Here is a 22,857-nt window from a genome sequence, read left to right on the forward strand (position 1 = left end):
GGTCCCTAACATCAGTGTTCGAAGGAGCGCTGATTTTTTTATATTTGGTCTTTTCTTTTCTTGGAAATAGGTGTATAATGCTTTTAATTAAATTTTTGAGGAGTAGTTTATGAAGAAAAGTTTTATTCATCAACAAGAAGAGATTTCCTTTGTCAAAAACACTTTTACCCAGTATTTGAAAGATAAGTTAGAAGTTGTCGAAGTTCAAGGTCCTATCTTGAGTAGGGTCGGTGACGGGATGCAGGATAATTTATCAGGTGTTGAGAATGCCGTATCAGTCAAGGTTCTCCAAATCCCTGATGCTACTTATGAAGTGGTGCACTCACTTGCTAAATGGAAACGCCATACTTTGGCCCGTTTTGGTTTCGGTGAGGGAGAAGGTCTTTTTGTCCACATGAAGGCCCTTCGTCCAGACGAAGATTCGCTGGATGCGACCCACTCTGTTTATGTTGACCAGTGGGACTGGGAAAAAGTTATCCCAAATGGTAAACGGAATATCGCTTATCTAAAAGAAACAGTTGAGAAGATTTACAAGGCCATTCGCTTGACTGAGCTAGCTGTTGAAGCCCGCTATGACATCGAATCAATCTTGCCAAAACAAATCACTTTTATCCACACAGAAGAGTTGGTAGAACGCTACCCAGACTTGACACCGAAAGAACGTGAAAATGCTATCTGTAAAGAATTTGGAGCAGTCTTCTTGATCGGTATCGGTGGGGAATTACCAGACGGTAAACCGCACGATGGACGTGCACCAGACTACGATGACTGGACGAGCGAATCTGAAAATGGTTACAAGGGTCTGAATGGCGATATTCTTGTTTGGAATGAGTCTCTGGGGGGAGCCTTTGAGTTGTCTTCTATGGGAATCCGTGTAGATGAAGAAACGCTTCGTCGTCAGGTTGCCATTACAGGTGATGAAGACCGTTTGGAATTGGAATGGCACAAGGCTTTGTTGAACGGCCTATTCCCATTGACAATCGGTGGGGGAATTGGACAATCTCGGATGGCCATGTTCCTACTTCGCAAGAAACACATCGGAGAAGTGCAAACAAGTGTTTGGCCTCAAGAAGTCCGCGATACTTACGAAAATATTTTGTAGAGAATCGAACCGTAAGGTTCGGTTTTCTTTCTCTTTTCGCCCATAATTTGGTATAATAAACGGTATGAAAATCGTATCAGGAATCTATGGGGGACGTCCCCTCAAGACACTAGAAGGAAAGACGACAAGACCTACTTCGGATAAGGTTAGGGGAGCTATTTTTAACATGATTGGTCCCTACTTTGAAGGGGGGCGGGTCTTGGACCTTTATGCAGGTAGTGGTGGCTTATCTATTGAGGCAGTATCGCGTGGCATGGCCAGTGCTGTTTTGGTGGAACGAGACCGTAAGGCTCAGGCTATCGTGGCTGAAAATATCCAGATGACCAAGGAAGTTGGAAAATTTCAACTCCTCAAGATGGAGGCGGAAAGGGCTCTGGAGCAGGTATCTGGGGAATTCGATCTCATTTTCTTAGACCCTCCTTATGCCAAGGAACAAATCGTAGCAGATATTGAAAAAATGGCTGAGAGAGAGCTTTTTTCTGAAGATGTCATGGTCGTGTGTGAGACGGATAAGGCCGTTGAACTTCCAGAAGAAATTGCCTGCCTGGGCATCTGGAAGGAAAAGATTTATGGAATTAGTAAGGTGACAGTCTATGTCAGATAAGATTGGCTTATTCACAGGCTCATTTGATCCGATGACAAATGGGCATCTGGATATCATTGAACGGGCGAGCAGACTTTTTGATAAGCTCTATGTCGGTATTTTTTTAAATCCCCACAAACAGGGATTTCTCCCTCTTAAAAATCGTAAACGGGGGCTAGAAAAGGCTTTGGAACATTTGGAAAATGTTGAAGTCGTGTTTTCACATGATGAATTGGTGGTTGATGTTGCAAAAAGACTGGGGGCTACCTTTCTGGTACGAGGCTTGAGAAATGCAACGGATTTGCAATATGAAGCCAGTTTCGATTACTACAATCATCAGCTGTCTCCTGATATAGAAACCATTTATTTACATAGCCGACCTGAACATCTCTATATCAGTTCATCAGGTGTTAGAGAGCTTTTGAAGTTTGGTCAGGATATTGCCTGCTATGTTCCTGATAGTATTTTGGAGGAAATAAGAAATGAAAAAAAAGATTAGATGGCCCTTATATGTCATTGCGGCCTTAATTGTGACTTTCTTGGCATTTGTAGTGCCCTTGCCCTACTATATAGAAGTTCCAGGTGGTTCGGAAGATATTCGCCAAGTCCTTAAAGTCAATGACACAGAAGATAAGGAAGCTGGTGCCTATCAATTTGTTACGGTTGGTGTCCAGCACGCTACTTTAGCCCATATGATTTATGCGTGGTTGACGCCTTTTACAGATATTCGTAGTGCCCAAGAGACTACAGGTGGCTCTTCTGATGTTGAATTTATGCGGATTAATCAATTCTACATGCAAACATCGCAAAATATGGCCAAGTATCAAGGGCTAAAAACAGCTGGTAAGGATATTGAACTAAAATATCTTGGGGTTTATGTTTTGACTGTGACGGATAATTCGACCTTTAAAGGGATTCTTAACATCTCTGATACGGTCACAGCAGTCAATGATCAAACCTTTGACAGTTCCAAAGACTTGATTGATTACGTCAATTCTCAAAAACTAGGGGACTCCGTCAAGGTCACCTATGAAGAGGATGGGCAAACCAAGTCTGCAGAAGGTAAGATTATCACCTTGGAAAATGGCAAAAATGGAATTGGAATCGGTTTGATTGACCGTACAGAAGTGACCAGTGATGTTCCAATTCGCTTTTCAACAGCCGGTATCGGTGGCCCAAGTGCTGGTCTCATGTTTAGTCTGGCCATCTATACCCAAATAGCTGACCCTGGCCTTCGTAATGGTCGTATCGTTGCCGGTACAGGAACCATTGACCGCGATGGGAATGTGGGGGATATTGGAGGTATTGATAAAAAAGTTGTAGCTTCGGCTAGAGAAGGTGCCGCGATTTTCTTTGCCCCTGATAACCCTGTTAGCGAAGAAGAACAAAAAGCGCATCCGGATGCTAAAAACAACTACCAAACAGCTCTGGAAGCAGCTAAAACAATCAAGACAGATATGAAAATCGTGCCTGTTAAAACCCTACAAGACGCAATTGATTACTTGAAAAACAATCCCTAGTTTTAAGTTAAGTTTCCAAACTAGCGCACAAACAGAGAAGATGGTATAATAGTCAAATGGTTCAATTATTATTCACTCTAAGCAGTCACATGCTCTTTATTTATGTGAGTTTTTACCTTTTAAAGGATCTTGTTAGATGGGAAAAGGTTTTAAAAGTGACAACTGAGAATACAGGAAAAGTTCGTTTACTAGTAGCCTTTTTCAGTATTGTAATGGGCTACATCATGAGTTCTTTCTTTATCAGCCTATATCAGTTGTGGCAAGAAGCGCTTAGAGGATCATTATAATTTGCGTGTTTAAGAAATTACTTTCAAGATATTATTAAACTTATAGGGAGAAATAGAATTCATGGATATTATAATCTTATTGTTGATAACGCTATTAATTTATTTGTTACCTCAAAATAAGGAATATCTAAATGTTAAATCTACATCAGGGCTTAGAGGATTTCTAGCTATAGGAATAATATTTCATCATTTGTCACAATGGGTTACATCTGGTGATGAATTTTCTAATTTTTCCTATATGGGAACTTATATCGTTTCTATTTTCTTCTTTTTATCAGCCTATGGATTGTATTTTCAGAACGAAAATAAGAAAAACTATCTAGATAATTTTTTAGTTAAGAGACTTTCTAAAATTCTAGTTCCATTTTTTTCTATATCTTTGATTTATATGTTTTACAGATTTTTAAGCGGTCAATTAATGGATTTAGATTTTTTTGCTAACTTATTTAAAAAAGGAAGTACAATTATTTATAATGGATGGTTTGTCGATATTATAATTCTAATGTATATATTTTTTTATATATCATTTAAGTTTTTCAAAAATAAGTTTATTTCTATTGTTATCAATACAGTATTCATAATTGGTTATATTTGTTTAGCTATAAAATTAGGTTACGGTTTTTGGTGGTATAATAGTGTTTTCCCCTTCATAATTGGCTTAATATGGGCTAAAAATAAAGAGAAAATTGATGGAGTTTTAGATAGACATTATTTTATCATACTTGTTTTAGTAACTGTGTTACTCTTTATTTCACATCAATACGATATTTTGTTGAGGTATGTGCATTTAGAAGATAGTTATAGTTATGCGTTAGCTGCTAATTTAGATAATATTATTTTTACAATCTACTTTATTATTGTTTTTTTGAAAAAAATAAATTTTTCAAATATATATTTGATTTTAATAGGTAGTATATCGTTTGAATTATATATGATACATGGATTAGTTATTTCTATGCTAGGAAAAACACTTGTGTCATCCAGAATAAATGATGTGATATTTACATTTTTTGTGCTGGTCCTTAGTCTAATTTTAGCTTGGATTATTAATAAATTAGTTAATAGAATTACAAAGAAAGTAAGTCTATTACAAAATCAAGAGTAAAGGAAATAAGTATGGAAAAAATTGTGGTTCAAGGTGGCGATAATCGTCTGGTAGGAAGTGTTACGATCGAAGGAGCAAAGAATGCAGTCTTGCCCTTGTTGGCAGCGACTATTCTAGCCAGTGAAGGAAAGACCGTCTTGCAGAATGTTCCAATCTTGTCAGATGTTTTCACTATGAATCAGGTGGTTCGTGGTTTGAATGCCAAGGTAGATTTTGATGAGGAGGCTCATCTTGTCGAGGTGGACGCGACTGGCGATATCACTGAGGAAGCTCCTTACAAGTATGTCAGCAAGATGCGCGCATCCATCGTTGTTTTGGGGCCAATTCTTGCCCGTGTAGGTCATGCTAAGGTATCCATGCCAGGTGGTTGTACGATTGGTAGCCGTCCTATTGACCTTCATTTGAAAGGTCTAGAAGCTATGGGTGCTAAGATTAGTCAGACAGCTGGTTACATCGAAGCCAAGGCTGATCGCTTACATGGCGCTCATATCTATATGGACTTCCCAAGTGTTGGTGCTACGCAGAACTTGATGATGGCGGCGACTCTGGCTGATGGGGTGACAGTGATTGAAAATGCTGCGCGTGAGCCTGAGATTGTGGACCTAGCCATTCTCCTCAATGAAATGGGAGCCAAGGTTAAAGGGGCTGGTACAGAGACCATTACCATTACTGGTGTGGAGAAACTTCACGGTACGACTCACAATGTGGTCCAAGACCGTATCGAAGCTGGAACCTTTATGGTGGCTGCTGCCATGACTGGTGGTGATGTCTTGATTAAAGATGCTGTTTGGGAACACAACCGTCCCTTGATTGCCAAATTGCTTGAAATGGGAGTGGAAGTGACAGAGGAGACTGAAGGAATTCGCGTTCGCTCTCAATTAGAAAATCTAAAAGCTGTCCATGTGAAAACCTTGCCCCACCCAGGATTTCCAACAGATATGCAGGCTCAATTTACAGCCTTGATGACCGTTGCAAAAGGCGAATCAACTATGGTGGAGACAGTTTTTGAAAATCGTTTCCAACATCTAGAAGAAATGCGCCGCATGGGCTTACATTCTGAGATTATCCGTGACACAGCTCGTATTGTTGGTGGACAGCCTTTGCAGGGGGCAGAAGTTCTTTCAACTGACCTTCGTGCCAGCGCAGCCTTGATTTTGACAGGTTTGGTAGCGCAAGGAGAAACTGTGGTTGGTAAATTGGTTCACTTGGATAGAGGTTACTACCGTTTCCATAAGAAGTTAGCGCAGCTGGGTGCTAAGATTCAGCGGATTGAGGCAAGTGATGAAGATGAATAAGAAATCAGGCTACGTAGCCAAGCGTTTGCTTTTAGTCATTCTGGTACTGATTTTAGGTGCTTTAGCCCTAGGAATCGGTTTGATGGTCGGTTATGGAATCTTGGGCAAAGGTCAAGATCCATGGGCTATCCTGTCTCCAGCAAAATGGCAGGAATTGATTCATAAATTTACAGGAAATTAGGCTGGTAGACCAGCCTTTTTCTAGAGATAAGGAGAAATATGAACAAAAAAACAAGACAGACACTAATCGGACTGCTGGTATTGTTACTTTTATCTGCGGGAAGCTACTATATCAAGCAGATGCAGTCGACAGCAAATAGTCCCAAAACCAAGCTTAGTCAGAAAAAACAAGCGTCTGAAGCTCCTAGTCAAGCATTGGCAGAGAGTGTCTTAACAGATGCAGTTAAAAGCCAAATAAAAGGGAGTCTTGAGTGGAATGGCTCAGGTGCCTTTATTGTCAATGCTAATAAAACAAACCTAGATGCCAAGGTTTCAAGTAAACCTTACGCTGATAATAAAACAAAGACAGTGGGCAAGGAAACAGTGCCAACCGTAGCTAATGCCCTCTTGTCTAAGGCTACTCGCCAGTACAAGAATCGTGAAGAAACTGGGAATGGTTCGACTTCATGGACTCCTCCAGGCTGGCATCAGGTTAAGAATCTAAAGGGGTCTTATACCCATGCGGTCGATAGAGGTCACTTGTTAGGCTATGCCTTAATCGGTGGCTTGGATGGTTTTGATGCCTCGACAAGCAATCCTAAAAACATTGCTGTTCAAACAGCCTGGGCAAATCAGGCTCAAGCCGAGGATTCGACTGGTCAAAACTACTATGAAAGCATGGTACGTAAGGCCTTGGACCAAAACAAGCGTGTCCGTTACCGTGTAACCCTTTACTACGCTTCGAATGAGGATTTAGTTCCTTCAGCTTCACAGATTGAAGCCAAGTCTTCAGACGGAGAATTGGAATTTAATGTTCTAGTTCCCAATGTTCAAAAAGGGCTTCAACTGGATTACCGAACTGGAGAAGTGACTGTTACTCAGTAAAATACAAAATAAACTCCTATGTCACTTGTGGATATAGGAGTTCTTTCTTACTAGTTTAAGCAGGGCTACAATAGACACTGATACTCAATGAAAATCAAAGTGCAAACTAGAAAGCTAGCCGCAGGTTGCTTAAAGCACAGCTTTGAGGTTGCAGATGAAGCTGACGTGGTTTAAAGAGATTTTCGAAGAGTATGAGAAAAAATAATATGTATTGGACTATATTTTGTGATATAATAGAGGGTAAGATACTATTTTAGGAGAAGAACTATGGAAGACCCAAGTAGTCAGAATTTGTTGCTACAATTTGTTTTATTGTTTATCTTGACGGTATTAAATGCCTTTTTCTCAGCTACAGAAATGGCCATGGTGTCACTAAACCGTGCGCGAGTTGAACAAAAGGCAGAAGAAGGAGATAGACGCTATATCCGTCTGCTGAAGGTACTAGAAAATCCTAACCACTTTTTATCAACTATTCAAGTAGGAATTACCCTGATTACGATCTTATCAGGGGCGAGTTTGGCAGACACTCTGGGACGAGAAATTGCATCTTGGCTTGGAAATGGTGAAACATCTTATGCCGTTGCAAGTTTTCTGTCTTTAGCATTTTTGACTTATATTTCCATCGTTTTTGGGGAATTGTATCCTAAGAGAATCGCTCTTAATCTAAAGGATGCCTTAGCGATTCGTACAGCGCCAGTTATTATTGGATTGGGGAAACTAGTTAGTCCCTTTGTTTGGCTCTTATCTGCATCTACCAATCTCTTGAGTCGCTTGACTCCTATGACCTTTGACGATGCTGACGAAAAAATGACCCGTGATGAAATTGAGTACATGCTGACAAATAGTGAAGAAACACTAGATGCTGACGAAATTGAAATGTTACAAGGGATTTTTTCACTGGACGAATTAATGGCCAGAGAAGTTATGGTTCCTCGAACAGATGCCTTTATGGTCGATATTCAGGATGATAGTCAAACCATCATCCAAAGTATTTTAAAACAAAATTATTCTCGTATCCCTGTCTATGATGGGGATAAGGACAATGTGATTGGGATCATTCACACCAAGAGTCTCCTTAAGGCGGGCTTTGTGGACGGTTTTGACAATATTGTTTGGAAGAAAATCTTACAAGATCCACTTTTTGTTCCTGAAACTATTTTTGTGGATGACTTATTAAAAGAACTGCGCAATACTCAAAGACAAATGGCAATCTTGCTGGATGAATACGGTGGGATGGCTGGTTTGGTGACCCTAGAAGACCTCTTAGAGGAAATCGTTGGGGAAATCGATGACGAAACAGATAAAGCGGCAATAGATGTTCATCAAATCGGTGAGGATACTTACATTGTTCAAGGTACCATGAATCTCAATGATTTTAATGACTACTTTGATGTTGAACTGGAAAGTGATGACGTTGATACCATCGCTGGTTACTATTTGACAGGGGTTGGGACCATTCCAACGACTGAGAAACTCAGTTATGAATTAGTCAGCCAAAACAAACAGCTTATCCTTACCAATGATAAAGTGAAAAATGGACGCGTTACCAAGGTAAAAGTCCAAATTACCGAAGTTGAAATAGAAGAAGAAACAGAGTAAACTAGAGGCTTTTGTCACCAGGCGTGACAAAGCTTTTTTCAGTTGATTTCAAAAGGAAATTGTGTCCTCGAAAAACTCAGCCCCAAACTTGCCTCAAAAGTTTTTTAAAGTTATACGTATTTATTCAAGGAAAAAGAAAAAAGCCCTTTAAATTGGGCTTTCTGTTTAAATGAAACCTGATAAATCAAGTTAAAGAAGGCGGTAGACGGATTTGAACCGACGATCAAGCTTTTGCAGAGCCGTGCCTTACCACTTGGCTATACCGCCTTAACGTTTATTATTATACCTTGAAAATGATTTTCAGTCAATAGCTTTTTCAGATTTTTTGTATCAATAAGCCTAAATATTCTGAAAATTCGTTTACTTTTCTTGAAATCTATGATATAATTGATGATAACCTATACTTTATTTATAAGAGGAGTAAATAAATGAAAAAAAGTCAAGTGCTTGCTGTAGCGGGAGCTACCTTATTAGCGTCAGGAGTTCTAGCTGCGTGTTCAAACACTAGTTCGAATAATGCTAAACTAGCAAAAGATTACCAATATGTTTATCAAACAGATCCAGAAACCTTGGATTATATCGTCAGCAATATCGATTCAACATCATTCGTCACAACAAATGCTGTAGATGGTTTGTTGGCTAATGATAAATATGGTAACTTGGTTCCTTCTATTGCTGAATCATGGACAGTTTCAAAAGATGGTTTGACTTATACCTATAAAATCCGTAAGGATGCTAAATGGGTTACAGCAGAGGGAGAAGAATACGCTCCTGTAACTGCTAAAGACTTCGTTACTGGTTTGAAACATGCCGTAGATGGAAAATCAAAAGGACTTTCAATCGTTAGCTCTTCTATTAAGGGATTAGAACCCTATATCAAGGGTGAAACAAGCGATTTTTCAACCGTTGGAGTAAAAGCGCTTGATGATCAAACACTAGAATATACCTTGAACCAGCCAGAAACTTTCTGGAATGACAAGACCACTAGTGGTGTTTTGATGCCGGTTAATGAAGAATTCTTAACTTCAAAAGGGGAAGGTTTTGGTGCCCCAACCGATGCTAACTCTATTCTTTATAACGGTCCATTTGTCTTAAAATCTGTAACTCCAAAATCATCTATCGAGATGGCTAAAAATGATGCTTACTGGGACAAAGAAAATGTAAAAATTGAGAACGTTAAGTTCACTTTCTGGGATGGTAAGGACCAAGATGTGATTGCTAAAGGTTTTGCTGATGGTCAATATAGCAAGGCTCGTATCTTCCCTACAAGTTCTACATATGAAAAATATGCAGCTGACTTTAAAGATAACATTTACTTTAATGAACCAGGAGCGGGTGTTGCAACTGTCAGCTTGAACTATGGCCGTACAACCTATAACCACACTGCCAAAACAAGTGATGCCCAAAAGACATCTACTCAGAAAGCATTGCTAAACAAGGAATTCCGTCAAGCCTTGAACTTTGCGGTTGATCGCAATTCTTACTCAGCTCAAACAAATGGTACTGATGGAGCTGCAGTAGCCATCCGTAATACATTTGCACCTTATAATCTTCAAGTTGGTAAGAAAACATTTGGTGAATTGGTACAAGATAGCTTGGCTAAGACAAATTCTTCTACTTGGTCAAACGTGTCTCTAGCAGATTCTCAAAATGGCCTTTACAATGAAGAAAAAGCTAAAGAAATCTTTGCTAAAGCAAAATCAAGCCTACAAGCTGAAGGTGTTGAATTCCCAATCCACTTGGATGCCTTGGTTATCCAAGAATCAACAGCGGTTGTAAACCGTGTTCAATCATTGAAACAATCAATTGAAAAAGTATTGGGTTCAGATAATGTTGTTGTAGACTTACAACAAATGACTCAAGCAGAAGCTTTACCAATTTCATTTAGCGCTCCAACAGCTAAAGAGCAAGACTGGGATATCCATACCTTGCTAGGATGGAACCCTGACTATCAAGATCCTTCTACTTTCTTGGATCAATTCGTCCTTAAGGGAGGAAGCACTCGTCTTTACCTTGGTATTGACCAAAACACAGATGCATCAGTAGTAAGCAAACTTGGTTTAGCTGACTATGGAAAATTACTTGATGACGCAAACAGCGAAAACCAAGATGTTCAAAAACGTTATGAAAAATACGCGGTGGCACAAGCTTGGTTGACTGATAATGCTTTGACAATTCCAGTAATGGCTTCTCCTAAAGAAACAGCCGTTTCATATGTTTCAAAAGTTCTACCATTTAGCTCTTCATATTCAGTAGCCGGCCTTAAAGGTGAAAATTCAGGATACTTGAAGTACACTGAAGTTGGTGAAAAAGCAATCACCAAAGAAGAGTATGAAAAAGCTCGTGAAAAATGGTTGAAAGAAAAGACTGAGTCAAACGAGAAAGCTCAAAAAGAATTGGCAAGTCATGTGAAGTAAATAATTTTCAATAGAACTTTCTCTCCATGAGGAGAAGGTTCTTTTGGGATTTTTAAAGGAAATGATATGAAAAAATATATTTTTATGCGTGTTTTGCGGTCATTGGTTTCTATCTTCTTAGTAACAACCTTGACTTACACGATCATCTATACAATGGTTCCTCGAAAATTGATTTTCAAACAGGATACCAACTATAATAAGATTGCGACAACTGCTGATAAACGTGATAACTATGAGAATACTGTTTATGAGCGTATGGGCTATATCGAGTACTACGATACCAAAGAGTTGCAAGAAAAAGCTAGCCAGATGGATGCTTCTGTAACAGTTGAAGCCAATGACACCAACAAGGCTATCTATGAAAAATACATCAAACAAATCGGTCATGGTTGGACCCTGGGAGAATTTACTGAAAGTGGCCAATTCTACGCTACTCGTGAAATCCCGATTTTTGAACGTGTTTTTCACTTCTATGCTAACTTGATTGACATTGATCATACTAATAAAATTCAAGACCCTGAAAATCCAGACTTGAAACGTTACCTTCGTTTTGAAAATGATCCAGCTATCGGATGGTCCTTGGTTGGTTCAGGAACTAAACACAAATATCTCTTGTACTTCAACAGTCAGTTCCCATTTGTGCATCAAAACTTTGTGAACATTAATTTAGGTGACTCTTATCCAACCTATGCTAATAGCCCTGTTTTACAGGTTATTACTCAGGGTCAAGGGCAAACAAAAACATCTCAAGTTCAGTTCCCAACAGGTAAGAAAACTTCTTCTGTAAATATTTACTCAAGAACCTACAAGTCTCCTAGTCAGGCTGATTCACGTGAAGTAGCTAACTATGGGAAAGATGACCCATATACTGCTACTGAAAGCAACTACCAATATCCTTCTATGATTGCTAGCTCTGCAATCGTTGGATTGATCGGTTTGGTGATTTCTTATGCGATTGCCGTGCCACTTGGTTCAGCTATGGCTCGCTTCAAGAACACTTGGATTGATAGCTTCTCAACAGGGGCTTTGACCTTCTTGATGGCTCTTCCAACCATTGCTTTGGTTTACATTGTTCGTTTGATTGGATCATCAATTGGTCTTCCAGATTCATTCCCTATCTTGGGTGCTGGAGATTGGCGTTCGTATGTTTTACCAGCAGTTATCCTTGGTTTATTGGGTGCTCCTGGTACCGCTATTTGGATTCGTCGTTACATGATTGACTTGCAATCACAGGATTTTGTTCGTTTTGCTCGTGCAAAAGGTTTGTCTGAAAAAGAAATTTCAAACAAACACATCTTTAAAAATGCCATGGTTCCGCTGGTTTCAGGGATTCCTGGTGCTGTTATCGGGGTTATCGGTGGTGCAACCCTTACTGAAACAGTCTTCGCCTTCCCAGGTATGGGTAAAATGTTGATTGACTCTGTAAAAGCATCTAATAACTCTATGGTCGTAGGTCTTGTCTTCATCTTTACATGTATTTCTATCTTCTCACTTCTTTTGGGAGATATTTGGATGACTATTATTGACCCACGTATTAAATTGACTGAGAAAGGAGGCAAATAATGTCTACAATCGATAAAGAAAAATTTCAGTTTGTAAAACGTGACGATTTTGCCTCTGAAGCCATTGATGCGCCAGCTTATTCATACTGGGGTTCAGTGTTTAGACAATTTATGAAGAAGAAATCAACTGTAGTCATGTTGGGAATCTTGGTAGCTATCATTTTGATGAGTTTCATCTACCCAATGTTTTCTAAGTTTGATTTCAATGATGTCAGCAAAGTGAACGATTTTAGTGCTCGTTATATTAAGCCAAATGCTGAGCATTGGTTCGGTACTGACAGTAACGGTAAATCGCTCTTTGACGGTGTTTGGTTCGGAGCTCGTAACTCTATCCTCATTTCTGTGATTGCGACAGTGATTAACTTGGTTATCGGTGTCTTTGTCGGTGGTATTTGGGGAATTTCGAAATCAGTAGACCGTGTGATGATGGAAGTTTATAACGTCATCTCAAACATCCCATCTCTTTTGATTGTCATTGTCTTGACTTACTCAATCGGAGCTGGATTCTGGAATCTGATTTTTGCAATGAGTGTAACAACATGGATTGGGATTGCCTACTCAATTCGTATCCAAATCATGCGTTACCGTGACTTAGAGTACAACCTTGCTTCACGCACACTCGGAACTCCAACATACAAAATTGTCATTAAAAATATCATGCCACAATTGGTATCTGTTATTGTTACGACTACATCACAAATGCTTCCAGCATTTATCTCCTATGAAGCCTTTCTGTCATTCTTTGGACTTGGATTGCCTATTACAGTACCAAGTTTAGGTCGATTGATTTCAGATTATTCACAGAACGTAACAACAAATGCATACCTCTTCTGGATTCCATTGACAACTTTGGTCTTGGTATCCTTGTCACTTTTCGTAGTTGGTCAAAACCTAGCGGATGCTAGTGATCCACGTACACATAGATAGGAGTAGAAATGACAAAAGAAAAAAATGTAATTTTGACTGCTCGCGATATTGTCGTGGAATTTGACGTTCGTGACAAAGTATTGACAGCCATTCGCGGCGTTTCCCTTGAACTAGTTGAAGGAGAAGTATTAGCCTTGGTAGGTGAGTCAGGATCAGGGAAATCTGTTTTGACAAAGACTTTCACAGGTATGCTTGAAGAAAATGGTCGCATTGCCCAAGGAAGTATTGACTACCGTGGTCAGGACTTGACAGCCTTGTCTTCTCACAAGGATTGGGAACAAATTCGTGGTGCTAAGATTGCGACTATCTTCCAAGATCCAATGACTAGTTTGGACCCAATTAAAACAATTGGTAGTCAGATTACAGAAGTTATTGTAAAACACCAAGGCAAAACAGCTAAAGAAGCGAAAGAATTGGCGATTGACTACATGAATAAGGTTGGGATTCCAGATGCAGATAGACGTTTTGATGAATACCCATTCCAATATTCTGGAGGGATGCGTCAACGTATCGTTATTGCTATTGCCCTTGCCTGCCGACCTGATGTCTTGATCTGTGATGAGCCAACAACTGCCTTGGATGTAACCATCCAAGCACAGATTATTGATTTGCTAAAATCTTTACAAAACGAGTACCATTTCACAACAATCTTTATCACCCATGACCTTGGTGTGGTAGCAAGTATTGCGGATAAGGTAGCAGTTATGTATGCGGGAGAAATCGTTGAGTATGGAACTGTTGAGGAAGTCTTCTATGACCCTCGCCATCCATATACATGGAGTCTCTTGTCTAGCTTGCCTCAGCTTGCTGATGATAAAGGGGAACTTTACTCAATCCCAGGAACACCTCCGTCACTTTATACTGACCTGAAAGGGGATGCCTTTGCCTTGCGTTCTGACTATGCAATGCAGATTGACTTTGAACAAAAAGCTCCTCAATTCTCAGTATCAGAGACACATTGGGCTAAAACTTGGCTACTTCATGAGGATGCTCCAAAAGTAGAAAAACCAGCTGTGATTGCAAATCTTCACGATAAGATCCGTGATAAAATGGGATTTGCCCATCTGGCTGACTAGGAGGAAGGAAATGTCTGAAAAATTAGTAGAAATCAAAGATTTAGAAATTTCCTTCGGTGAAGGAAGTAAGAAGTTTGTCGCGGTTAAAAATGCTAACTTCTTTATCAACAAGGGAGAAACTTTCTCGCTTGTAGGTGAGTCAGGTAGTGGGAAAACAACTATTGGTCGTGCTATCATCGGTCTCAATGATACAAGTAATGGAGATATCATTTTTGAAGGTCAAAAGATTAATGGTAAGAAATCGCGTGAACAAGCTGCAGAATTGATTCGTCGTATCCAGATGATTTTTCAAGACCCTGCCGCAAGTTTGAATGAACGTGCGACTGTTGATTATATTATTTCAGAAGGTCTTTACAATCATCATCTGTTCAAGGATGAAGAAGAACGTAAAGAGAAAGTTAAAAATATTATTCGTGAAGTGGGGCTTCTTGCTGAGCACTTGACTCGTTACCCTCATGAGTTTTCAGGTGGTCAACGTCAACGTATCGGTATCGCCCGTGCCTTGGTCATGCAACCAGACTTTGTTATTGCAGATGAGCCAATTTCGGCCTTGGACGTTTCTGTACGTGCCCAAGTCTTGAACTTGCTCAAAAAATTCCAAAAAGAACTTGGTTTGACTTATCTCTTTATCGCCCATGACTTGTCGGTTGTTCGCTTTATTTCAGATCGTATCGCGGTTATTTACAAGGGTGTTATTGTAGAGGTTGCAGAAACAGAAGAATTGTTTAACAATCCAATTCACCCATATACTCAAGCCTTACTTTCAGCGGTACCAATCCCAGACCCAATCTTGGAACGTAAGAAGGTCTTGAAGGTTTACGACCCAAGTCAACACGACTATGAGACTGATAAGCCATCTATGGTAGAAATCCGTCCAGGTCACTATGTTTGGGCTAACCAAGCCGAATTGGCACGTTATCAAAAAGGACTAAACTAATAATGGTTTTATAATTTCCATGTCAACTTTTATGGAAATTATAAACCTTTTTTGTTGGACTGATTTGAAAAACTTTGAAAGTAGCTTGAAAGAATTTTCGAAAAATTTTAAAAAATTCTGAAATATTCTGAAATATTCTTGACAGGTGATGAAAAAGGTGGTAAGATAGGAAACATCAAAAAAGAAAGCAGAAAAAGAAATGAATAAGAGACAAGCTGTAACAATGAATCAAAACTTTTACTTTAGCTACTTTAGATAGTGTTTGTAGACATGTCACCATGGATGCAAACAGTTCAAGCAATTTGTTTGTATCTATGTGGCTAAGATTTTTGATTGTGGTCCATATAGATGAATATCTAAATGGACTAGCAAAGTTATAACTTGTTAGATTATTTCAAGCATCCGTTTAGGTATTATCTAGGCGGTTTTTTGTTTTATACTCTTCGAAAATCAAATTCAAACCACGTCAACGTCGCCTTGCCGTACTCAAGTACAGCCTACGGCTAGTTTCCTAGTTTGCTCTTTGATTTTCATTGAGTTTTATCTTTTCTGAGAAGGAGTTTCATTATGAAAGTTGTTCGAAAATTACTAGCCCCTCTCTTGGTAGTAGGGATCCTCTTGATCTCTCTGATCAGTTTGCATCAGTTGAAGGCGGATAAGAAAAAAGATGTGTTTCGTATCGGTATTTCGCAGTTTATTACCCACCAGTCCCTAGACGCTACTAGAGAGGGATTTGTGGATGAGCTGGCCAAGCAAGGTTATGTGGAAGGGAAAAATATTGAGATTGATTTGCAAAATGCACAGGGTGAACAAAGAAATCTAAAAACGATTTCCCAGCAACTAGCAGAATCTAGTGATGTCGTTCTAGCAATCGCAACGCCTTCTGCTCAGAGCTTGGCTAATACAACACAAACGACACCGGTTATCTTTTCAGCTGTAACAGATCCTGTCAGTGCCAAGTTGGTTGAGTCAAGAGAACATCCTGGGGGCAATGTAACTGGGACAAGCGACCAGTCATCAGATGCCATTTCAACCCAAATCAATTTGATAAAGAAAGTGTTGCCAAAGGCTAAAACAATTGGAATTCTCTATACTCAGAGCGAGCCAAACTCAGCTGTCCAAAAGGATGAAGCTAAGCGACTTCTGGAAGAAAAAGGCTTTACCGTTGTTGAAAAAACAATCTTGGACAGTAACAACGTCAAGGCTGCAGCAGAGAGTTTGATGGCTGAAGTGGATATGGTTTTTGTACCAACGGATAATATCATTTCGTCAACCATGGAAACAGTCAAGCAGGTTTCTATTAAACACAAGGTTCCAGTATTCGGTGGTTCAACAGAAATGATTGCGGTTGGTGGCTTGTATAACTACGGAACCAATTATGAAGAATTGGGACGGCAGACAGCTCGTATGTTGATTCGTGTTTTAAAAGGTGAGAAGCCAGAAAATATAGCAGTTGAGTTACCTGAAAAATTGGAATTGCATACTAATAAAGAAATGGCAGATGCACTAGGAATTGATATTAGTAAGTTAGAAAGCAAGGAATAGGGAGGTTTAAGATGAGTTTTGTATTATCTAGTTTATCAGAAGGTTTGTTGTGGTCGATTATGGCCATTGGAGTCTACTTGACTTTCCGTATTTTGGATATTGCGGATATGACTGCTGAAGGAGCCTTTCCTCTGGGGGCAGCTGTCGTTGTATCGCAGATACAGGCAGGGGCAAATCCTTGGATTGCGACCTTACTTGCTTTGCTGGCAGGTATGATTGCTGGTCTTGTATCAGGAATGCTCCACACCAAGATGAAAATCCCAGCTCTCTTGACAGGGATTGTGACCTTGACAGGGCTTTATTCAATCAATATTAAAATCATGGGAAGTGTGCCCAATCTTTCCTTGGGAGATTCTTCAACTGTCTTTCAACAATTGGCGAGCTTGGGGCTGACAACTGAAGAAGCTGTTTTCACGCTCAGCTTGGTTTGTCTCTTACTTGTTTGTTTGGTCTTGACTCTTTTGATGAAAACGGAGATTGGATTAGTCTTGCGTTCGACTGGAGACAATATTCCGATGAGTGAGGCCAATGGGGTCAATGTAGACACCATGAAGATTGTTGGTTATATGATTTCAAATGGTCTGATTGCTCTGTGTGGTTCCTTATTTGCTCAGAATGATGGATTTCCAGATGTGACTTCTGGGACAGGGACCATCGTTGTTGGTTTGAGTGCAGTCATTATTGCAGAAGTATTGATACACGACTTGACCATTGGAGGTCGCTTGTTATCTATCGGAATCGGTGCTATTGTTTACCGTTTGATTATTTTAAATATCTATGAAATTCCAAATCTAGATCAAAACCTGGTCCGTCTCTTTAATGCAATCTTGTTAGCCTTGGTTCTATTTGCACCAGAGTTGCAAAAGAGATTAAAGATTCGTGGTTTGAAACTGAGAAATGAATAGGAGGAGAAAGTTATGGCAAGTTTGTTAACACTTGAAAATATTCACAAAACATTTGAAGCAGGGACGGTCAATGAAAACCATGTCCTCAAAGGATTAGATTTAGAGGTTGAAGAGGGAGATTTTATCTCTGTGATTGGTGGAAATGGAGCAGGGAAATCCACTTTGATGAATATCTTGGCTGGCAATTTATCTGTGGACGAAGGGGACCTTTTGTTGGAAGGGAAATCCATTAAAAATCTGAGTGTACGAAAGAGAGCCAAGGATATTGCCCGTGTTTTTCAAGATCCTAAGATGGGGACAGCTTCTCGTTTGACGATTGAGGAGAATATGGCCATTGCCTTGAGACGTGGACAGAAGAGAGGGCTTGGCTGGGGCGTGAAGGAGAAGGACAGAATCCAGTTCCAAGAGGCCTTGAAAGAGTTGAATATCGGTCTTGAAAATCGTTTGAAAGTGGATGCTCAATACCTTTCAGGAGGACAAAGACAGGCCTTGACCCTAGTCATGGCAGCCTTGGTGAAACCTAAGCTCTTGCTGTTGGATGAACACACTGCAGCCCTTGACCCGAAAACGAGTCAAATGGTGATGGACTTGACGCAAAAGATTGTGGAACACCATCAGTTGACTACTCTGATGATTACCCACGATATGAACCATGCGATTGAGTACGGCAATCGTCTCATTATGCTCTATCAAGGTAAGATAGTGGTGGATGTCAAAGGAGAAGAGAAAAAGCATCTGACAGTTGAAGACCTCATGCATCTCTTCCAGAAAAATAGTGGCCAAAACCTCGTCAGTGATGAATTAGTTTTGGGATAAAGAAAAATACCACACTTTGTAAGACACAAGGTGTGGTTGTATTTTATCTCTTAGACCAAGTCCTCTTCATGAAGAGAAGTAGGATTGGGTATATCTCCAAGCGCCCTGCAATCATTGCAAAGGAGAGGAGAATTTTTGAGATAGGACTAAAGATTGAGAAACTAGAAGTGGTTCCTAGAATAGGTCCTATATTATTGAAACAGCTAAAGACAGCGCTAGTCACAACCAGAAAATCATTGCTATCTAGGCTGACAATAAAGATAAGGGATAGCAAAATCATAGAATAGATGACAAAGTATTTGAGAATCTTATGCTGGGTATCCTTGTCAATCACCGTTTTATTAACATGGAGGGTCAAAACACGGTGGGGCGATAGGATTGACAAAATCTGATTTTTAGCAATTTTTGAAAGGATGAGGCCTCGAATAACCTTGAGTCCACCTGCGGTTGAACCAGCAGAACCACCGATTCCCATGAGGAAGAGAAGGATAAACTGGGAGAAGAGGGGCCAGTTGGTAATGTCTCCGTAACCAAAACCAGTCGTTGTAATGATATTGGAAACCTGGAAGAAGGCCATTTCAAAACTCTTTGAAAATCCTGGATAGAGATAGAGGGTATTAAGGCTAATCAAGCCTGTAGAAAGCAGAACAATGACCAGGTAAGCACGAAGTTCCTCGTCACCAAAGAAGGCTTTGACCCGACGGAGCATGAGGTAGTAGTAGAGATTGAAATTTACCCCAAAAACCAAAACTCCGATACTAACTAGATAGGTAATCAGTGAGCTACCATAGTGGGCGATTCCATCGTTATAGACTGTAAAACCTCCTGTACCTGCTGTTCCCATGGCAATGACAAAACTATCAAATAGGGGCATGCCAGCCAGATAATAGATGATGACAAAGAGGGAGAAGAGAGCTAGATAAAGGAGATAGAGAATCTGGGCAGTATTTTTGAGTTTGGATACAACCTTGCCAAAAACAGGGCCAGGAACCTCAGCTTTCATCACTTCTAGGTGGCTATTCTTGGCATTGTCCATAATAGCAAGTGCAAAAACAAGCACTCCCATCCCTCCAATCAAGTGGGTAAAACTTCGCCAGAAGAGGAGGGAACGACTGAGAACCGAAACGTCGTTCAGAATAGTTGCTCCAGTAGTTGTAAAGCCAGAACTGATTTCAAAAAAGGCATCGATAACGCTGGGAATTTGCTTAGCAAAAACAAAGGGGAGACCGCCAAAGAAGGACCAAAGGATCCAACAGAGGGCAACAATCAAGACTCCCTCCTTGGCATAAATCCGTTGATTTTTGGGCTTTTGTAAAATTCCTGAACCGCCTAGTAATACGAGAATCCCTATTGTTGAAAAGAGGGCCGTAAAGACTTGGCTCGATTCACGGTAATAGATAGCAATAGCTACAGGAACCAAAAGAAGAACAGCTTCAATCAAAAGTAATTTTGAAAGGAGGTAACGAATCATACTTTTATTCATTTCTTACCTCGCGATCAAGTCATAAATCTTGGTGATGTTTGGCAACAAAGTTGTTACTAGGAGCTTGTCTCCAACTTCCAACATATCCTCCCCAGTAGGGAAAATAGTCTTGCCCTTTCGAATGATGGCTGCTATAAGAACCCCTTTTTTCAGTTTTAATTGAGAAAGAGGTTTGGCAGTCATTTTATTAGCTTCCTTGATATGAAATTGCAGGGTTTCGATTTGGCCATTGGCTAGATGGTGCATGGCTTGAAGGTCTGAATACTGGGCATTAACACGACCCCGAATAAAGTGCATGATTGTATCTACAGCGATGCTTTTAGGTGTGATGATACTTGAAAAATCAGGCGCATTGATAATCTCGAGGAGACTGGTACGATTGACCTTGGTGATATTTTTTTGTACACCTACCCTGTCAAGGAACATAGAGGTAATCAGATTTTCCTCATCGACTCCTGTTAGAGTCGCAACGGCATCATAGTTTTGAGCACTTTCTTCCAGCAGGATATCTTTTGCGGTACCATCTCCTTGAACGATATAGAGATTTGGGAATTTTTCGCTAAAGAAGCTGGCGATTTCAGGATTGATTTCAATAACCTTGGTATCGATACGACTGTCTTGGAGGATACCTAGTAGATAATAGGCAATTCTACCAGCACCAACAATAAGAAGACTCTTCACGGCACGAGACTTGAAATAATTATGGAAGAGCATCATGTCAACACGGTTACCAGTGACAAAGATTCTATCTTTATCCTGTACAGTCATGTCGCCACTTGGAATGATAATTTGATGATCCCTCTCTATCGCACAGACAATGACATTGCCGAATTTTTTCCGAAAATCAGAAATGGGCATTTGGCAAAGACCACTGGAGGATTTAACAGTGAATTCCATCAAGCTGACCCGTCCACCAAAGAAACGTTCGACAGAGAGGGCGTTGGGGAAGTCAATGATATTAGCAATAGCGCGGGCAGCCAAGAGCTCAGGATTAACGATAAGAGAAAAACCGAGAATATTCTTTTCCTTGAAATAAGAGTTAGAATATTCAGGGTTCCGCACCCGAACAATGGTCTCTTTAGCTCCCATTTTTTTGGCTAGAACGGCTGCAATCATGTTCACTTCATCGTATTCAGTCAGAGCGATAAAGATATCACAATCCTGGACACTGGCTTGCTCAAGGATGGTAAAATCAGCCCCGTTACCAAGGATACCCATGATATCAAAGCGATTAACAATATGATTGAGAACAGCTTCGTCTTGCTCAATCAGCAAAACATCGTGCTTTTCTGCAACCAAGGAGCGACAGAGGGCAAAACCAACTTTTCCCCCTCCGACAAGGATAATTTTCATAATAAAACCTACTTTTTCATGATGTAACTATCATACCTTTTTTCAAGAAAAAATGCACCTACTAGCTAATAACAAGAGCTTCTAGTAGGAAATTTGCTATAAGGTAAAACTATACCCTATACCTGCTAAATCTGGCCATTAAGTACCTTTGCACCATTCCTCTGGCTATTATCTTTTTGATGACAACTCATCCTAGTCAGTTTGCTTCTAGTTTAAATCAAATCGGTGTGCCTTATAAGATTGCCTATTCTGTCAGTCTGACCTTGCGCTATATTCCAGATTTGCAGGAAGAATTCTTTACTATCAAGATGTCTCAGGAAGCGCGTGGGATGGAATTATCCAAGAAAGCTTCTCTTATGCAACGAATCAAAGGTAATCTGCGCATTATCACTCCCTTGATTTTTAGCTCGCTAGAACGCATTGATACCATTGCGACCGCCATGGAACTTCGCCGCTTTGGGAAAGAGAAAAAACGCACTTGGTATAGTTATCAGGCCTTGAAAAAAGGAGACTATATTACCTTGCTCTTGGCAGCTTTATTTTTAGTAGCTAGTTTACTACTTATCTTGCAAAATCACGGACGATTTTACAACCCTTGGAAATAGCTTGAAAAAATTGAAAAAATCAAGTCGTTTCTATTGACAATGATTCTGAAAGTGTTATACTAAGAAAGTAGTTTCGCTGATTTACTTCAAACCTGTTGTGAGGTAAGTTAACGATGCCTTAACCACGCTGTTTGCTGAGCTTGACTCCGGGCAGTGTGGCTATTTTTTTGCAATGGTAAAAGGAAGCAAGTCATGACAAATCACATTGTATTATTTGAGCCACAAATTCCACAAAATACAGGTAATATCGCGCGTACCTGCGCTGCGACCAATTCTCCCCTCCACATCATCAAGCCAATGGGCTTTCCTATTGATGACCGCAAGATGAAGCGAGCTGGGCTGGATTATTGGGATAAGCTAGAGATTTATTTTTACGACAGTTTGGAAGATTTTACGTCTCAGATGAAGGGAAAACTCTATCTGATTTCGAAATTTGCGGAAAAAGTGTATTCTGATGTGGATTTATCGACTGATGAGGACCATTATTTTCTCTTTGGACGTGAAGACAAGGGCTTGCCTGAGGACTTTATGCGAGAACATCCTGAGAAAGCTCTCCGTATTCCCATGAATGATGAACATGTCCGTAGTCTCAATGTGTCTAATACCGTCTGCATGATTGTCTATGAGGCTCTTCGCCAGCAGAACTTTGCAGGTCTTGAGCTCGTCCACACCTATGAAGTGGATAAATTGAAATAA

21 protein-coding genes, 1 tRNA gene and 1 pseudogene are annotated in these 22,857 nt (G+C 40.1%); 20 read left to right on the top strand and 3 right to left on the bottom strand.

Annotation, left to right across the window (positions count from 1 at the left end; translation table 11 throughout):
- Positions 1-109 precede the first annotated feature (109 nt).
- The 10 genes from asnA (at position 110) to PAN07_RS10780 (ending at position 8,535) form a co-directional block, all read left to right on the top strand.
- Entirely contained in the window at positions 110-1,102 is a 993-nt protein-coding gene (gene asnA, locus PAN07_RS10735) for an aspartate--ammonia ligase (protein WP_000748003.1), read from the top strand.
- A 64-nt stretch (positions 1,103-1,166) separates the two neighbouring features.
- A complete protein-coding gene (gene rsmD, locus PAN07_RS10740) occupies positions 1,167-1,706 on the top strand; it encodes a 16S rRNA (guanine(966)-N(2))-methyltransferase RsmD (protein ID WP_247949615.1) in 540 nt (179 codons plus the stop codon).
- The gene (gene coaD, locus PAN07_RS10745) at positions 1,696-2,184 is read left to right on the top strand and encodes a pantetheine-phosphate adenylyltransferase (RefSeq protein ID WP_254754144.1); all 489 of its coding nucleotides are present in this window, start codon (positions 1,696-1,698) and stop codon (positions 2,182-2,184) included. The genes rsmD and coaD overlap by 11 nt, the downstream gene beginning before the upstream one ends.
- A complete protein-coding gene (locus PAN07_RS10750; protein ID WP_000727281.1) occupies positions 2,168-3,205 on the top strand; it encodes a SepM family pheromone-processing serine protease in 1,038 nt (345 codons plus the stop codon). The genes coaD and PAN07_RS10750 overlap by 17 nt, the downstream gene beginning before the upstream one ends.
- 56 nt (positions 3,206-3,261) lie before the next feature.
- Positions 3,262-3,492, top strand: a complete 231-nt coding sequence (locus tag PAN07_RS10755; protein WP_084861990.1) for a DUF1146 family protein — start codon at positions 3,262-3,264, stop codon at positions 3,490-3,492.
- Positions 3,493-3,553: 61 nt separating this feature from the next.
- On the top strand, positions 3,554-4,597 hold the full coding sequence (locus PAN07_RS10760) for an acyltransferase (RefSeq protein WP_084861988.1): 1,044 nt from the start codon (positions 3,554-3,556) through the stop codon (positions 4,595-4,597).
- An 11-nt stretch (positions 4,598-4,608) separates the two neighbouring features.
- The gene (gene murA / locus PAN07_RS10765; RefSeq protein WP_269797931.1) at positions 4,609-5,892 is read left to right on the top strand and encodes a UDP-N-acetylglucosamine 1-carboxyvinyltransferase; all 1,284 of its coding nucleotides are present in this window, start codon (positions 4,609-4,611) and stop codon (positions 5,890-5,892) included.
- On the top strand, positions 5,885-6,073 hold the full coding sequence (locus PAN07_RS10770; protein WP_043901723.1) for a DNA-directed RNA polymerase subunit beta: 189 nt from the start codon (positions 5,885-5,887) through the stop codon (positions 6,071-6,073). The genes murA and PAN07_RS10770 overlap by 8 nt, the downstream gene beginning before the upstream one ends.
- A gap of 38 nt (positions 6,074-6,111) precedes the next feature.
- Entirely contained in the window at positions 6,112-6,936 is an 825-nt protein-coding gene (gene endA / locus PAN07_RS10775) for a DNA-entry nuclease EndA (protein ID WP_269797932.1), read from the top strand.
- 267 nt (positions 6,937-7,203) lie between these two features.
- Entirely contained in the window at positions 7,204-8,535 is a 1,332-nt protein-coding gene (locus tag PAN07_RS10780; RefSeq protein WP_261105211.1) for a hemolysin family protein, read from the top strand.
- 196 nt (positions 8,536-8,731) lie between these two features.
- Here PAN07_RS10780 and PAN07_RS10785 read toward each other — a convergent pair.
- A tRNA-Cys gene (locus tag PAN07_RS10785) sits at positions 8,732-8,802 on the bottom strand.
- Positions 8,803-8,963: 161 nt separating this feature from the next.
- Between PAN07_RS10785 and PAN07_RS10790 the strand changes: the two genes are divergently transcribed.
- From PAN07_RS10790 to PAN07_RS10825, 8 genes are all read left to right on the top strand, one after another.
- Positions 8,964-10,952 carry a peptide ABC transporter substrate-binding protein gene (locus tag PAN07_RS10790; protein ID WP_049486662.1) on the top strand — a complete coding sequence of 663 codons (1,989 nt, stop codon included), beginning with the start codon at positions 8,964-8,966 and terminating at the stop codon, positions 10,950-10,952.
- A gap of 66 nt (positions 10,953-11,018) precedes the next feature.
- Entirely contained in the window at positions 11,019-12,515 is a 1,497-nt protein-coding gene (locus tag PAN07_RS10795) for an ABC transporter permease (RefSeq protein WP_049543732.1), read from the top strand.
- Positions 12,515-13,441 carry an oligopeptide ABC transporter permease OppC gene (gene oppC / locus PAN07_RS10800; RefSeq protein ID WP_049486660.1) on the top strand — a complete coding sequence of 309 codons (927 nt, stop codon included), beginning with the start codon at positions 12,515-12,517 and terminating at the stop codon, positions 13,439-13,441. Before PAN07_RS10795 ends, oppC begins: the two co-directional genes overlap by 1 nt.
- An 8-nt stretch (positions 13,442-13,449) precedes the next feature.
- The gene (locus tag PAN07_RS10805) at positions 13,450-14,517 is read left to right on the top strand and encodes an ABC transporter ATP-binding protein (protein ID WP_042900320.1); all 1,068 of its coding nucleotides are present in this window, start codon (positions 13,450-13,452) and stop codon (positions 14,515-14,517) included.
- A gap of 10 nt (positions 14,518-14,527) precedes the next feature.
- Positions 14,528-15,454 carry an ATP-binding cassette domain-containing protein gene (locus PAN07_RS10810; RefSeq protein ID WP_001291301.1) on the top strand — a complete coding sequence of 309 codons (927 nt, stop codon included), beginning with the start codon at positions 14,528-14,530 and terminating at the stop codon, positions 15,452-15,454.
- 567 nt (positions 15,455-16,021) lie between these two features.
- Positions 16,022-16,999, top strand: coding sequence for an ABC transporter substrate-binding protein (locus PAN07_RS10815; RefSeq protein WP_084861978.1), 978 nt, complete (start codon positions 16,022-16,024; stop codon positions 16,997-16,999).
- 11 nt (positions 17,000-17,010) lie between these two features.
- Positions 17,011-17,904 carry an ABC transporter permease gene (locus PAN07_RS10820; protein WP_269797933.1) on the top strand — a complete coding sequence of 298 codons (894 nt, stop codon included), beginning with the start codon at positions 17,011-17,013 and terminating at the stop codon, positions 17,902-17,904.
- A gap of 12 nt (positions 17,905-17,916) precedes the next feature.
- Complete coding sequence (locus PAN07_RS10825; protein ID WP_084861974.1) at positions 17,917-18,720, top strand: ATP-binding cassette domain-containing protein; 804 nt, start codon at positions 17,917-17,919, stop codon at positions 18,718-18,720.
- Between the two features lie 43 nt (positions 18,721-18,763).
- Here the strand turns inward: PAN07_RS10825 and PAN07_RS10830 are convergent, their stop codons facing one another.
- Together PAN07_RS10830 and trkA are read right to left on the bottom strand one after the other, a co-directional pair.
- Complete coding sequence (locus PAN07_RS10830; protein WP_084861972.1) at positions 18,764-20,203, bottom strand: TrkH family potassium uptake protein; 1,440 nt, start codon at positions 20,201-20,203, stop codon at positions 18,764-18,766.
- Positions 20,204-20,206: 3 nt separating this feature from the next.
- Complete coding sequence (gene trkA, locus PAN07_RS10835) at positions 20,207-21,556, bottom strand: Trk system potassium transporter TrkA (RefSeq protein ID WP_084861970.1); 1,350 nt, start codon at positions 21,554-21,556, stop codon at positions 20,207-20,209.
- 119 nt (positions 21,557-21,675) lie between these two features.
- On the opposite strand from trkA, the pseudogene PAN07_RS10840 reads away from it, so the two are divergent.
- Both PAN07_RS10840 and PAN07_RS10845 read left to right on the top strand, forming a co-directional pair.
- Positions 21,676-22,161, top strand: a pseudogene (locus PAN07_RS10840) (energy-coupling factor transporter transmembrane component T); the annotation flags it as partial.
- 192 nt (positions 22,162-22,353) lie between these two features.
- Positions 22,354-22,857 carry a tRNA (cytidine(34)-2'-O)-methyltransferase gene (locus PAN07_RS10845; protein WP_084861968.1) on the top strand — a complete coding sequence of 168 codons (504 nt, stop codon included), beginning with the start codon at positions 22,354-22,356 and terminating at the stop codon, positions 22,855-22,857.

It is taken from the genome of Streptococcus sp. SM5, from assembly GCF_027497975.1.

Excerpts from the sequence above, each read along its gene's own strand:
- PAN07_RS10805 (WP_042900320.1), top strand. The coding sequence starts at position 13,450 with ATGACAAAAGAAAAAAATGTAATTTTGACTGCTCGCGATATTGTCGTG.
- rsmD (WP_247949615.1), top strand. The coding sequence starts at position 1,167 with ATGAAAATCGTATCAGGAATCTATGGGGGACGTCCCCTCAAGACACTA.
- PAN07_RS10815 (WP_084861978.1), top strand. The coding sequence starts at position 16,022 with ATGAAAGTTGTTCGAAAATTACTAGCCCCTCTCTTGGTAGTAGGGATC.
- PAN07_RS10810 (WP_001291301.1), top strand. The coding sequence starts at position 14,528 with ATGTCTGAAAAATTAGTAGAAATCAAAGATTTAGAAATTTCCTTCGGT.
- PAN07_RS10790 (WP_049486662.1), top strand. The coding sequence starts at position 8,964 with ATGAAAAAAAGTCAAGTGCTTGCTGTAGCGGGAGCTACCTTATTAGCG.
- PAN07_RS10825 (WP_084861974.1), top strand. The coding sequence starts at position 17,917 with ATGGCAAGTTTGTTAACACTTGAAAATATTCACAAAACATTTGAAGCA.
- PAN07_RS10755 (WP_084861990.1), top strand. The coding sequence starts at position 3,262 with ATGGTTCAATTATTATTCACTCTAAGCAGTCACATGCTCTTTATTTAT.
- PAN07_RS10770 (WP_043901723.1), top strand. The coding sequence starts at position 5,885 with ATGAATAAGAAATCAGGCTACGTAGCCAAGCGTTTGCTTTTAGTCATT.
- PAN07_RS10820 (WP_269797933.1), top strand. The coding sequence starts at position 17,011 with ATGAGTTTTGTATTATCTAGTTTATCAGAAGGTTTGTTGTGGTCGATT.
- PAN07_RS10830 (WP_084861972.1), bottom strand. The coding sequence starts at position 20,203 with ATGAATAAAAGTATGATTCGTTACCTCCTTTCAAAATTACTTTTGATT.
- trkA (WP_084861970.1), bottom strand. The coding sequence starts at position 21,556 with ATGAAAATTATCCTTGTCGGAGGGGGAAAAGTTGGTTTTGCCCTCTGT.
- oppC (WP_049486660.1), top strand. The coding sequence starts at position 12,515 with ATGTCTACAATCGATAAAGAAAAATTTCAGTTTGTAAAACGTGACGAT.
- murA (WP_269797931.1), top strand. The coding sequence starts at position 4,609 with ATGGAAAAAATTGTGGTTCAAGGTGGCGATAATCGTCTGGTAGGAAGT.
- coaD (WP_254754144.1), top strand. The coding sequence starts at position 1,696 with ATGTCAGATAAGATTGGCTTATTCACAGGCTCATTTGATCCGATGACA.
- PAN07_RS10750 (WP_000727281.1), top strand. The coding sequence starts at position 2,168 with ATGAAAAAAAAGATTAGATGGCCCTTATATGTCATTGCGGCCTTAATT.
- asnA (WP_000748003.1), top strand. The coding sequence starts at position 110 with ATGAAGAAAAGTTTTATTCATCAACAAGAAGAGATTTCCTTTGTCAAA.
- PAN07_RS10795 (WP_049543732.1), top strand. The coding sequence starts at position 11,019 with ATGAAAAAATATATTTTTATGCGTGTTTTGCGGTCATTGGTTTCTATC.
- PAN07_RS10760 (WP_084861988.1), top strand. The coding sequence starts at position 3,554 with ATGGATATTATAATCTTATTGTTGATAACGCTATTAATTTATTTGTTA.
- PAN07_RS10845 (WP_084861968.1), top strand. The coding sequence starts at position 22,354 with ATGACAAATCACATTGTATTATTTGAGCCACAAATTCCACAAAATACA.
- endA (WP_269797932.1), top strand. The coding sequence starts at position 6,112 with ATGAACAAAAAAACAAGACAGACACTAATCGGACTGCTGGTATTGTTA.
- PAN07_RS10780 (WP_261105211.1), top strand. The coding sequence starts at position 7,204 with ATGGAAGACCCAAGTAGTCAGAATTTGTTGCTACAATTTGTTTTATTG.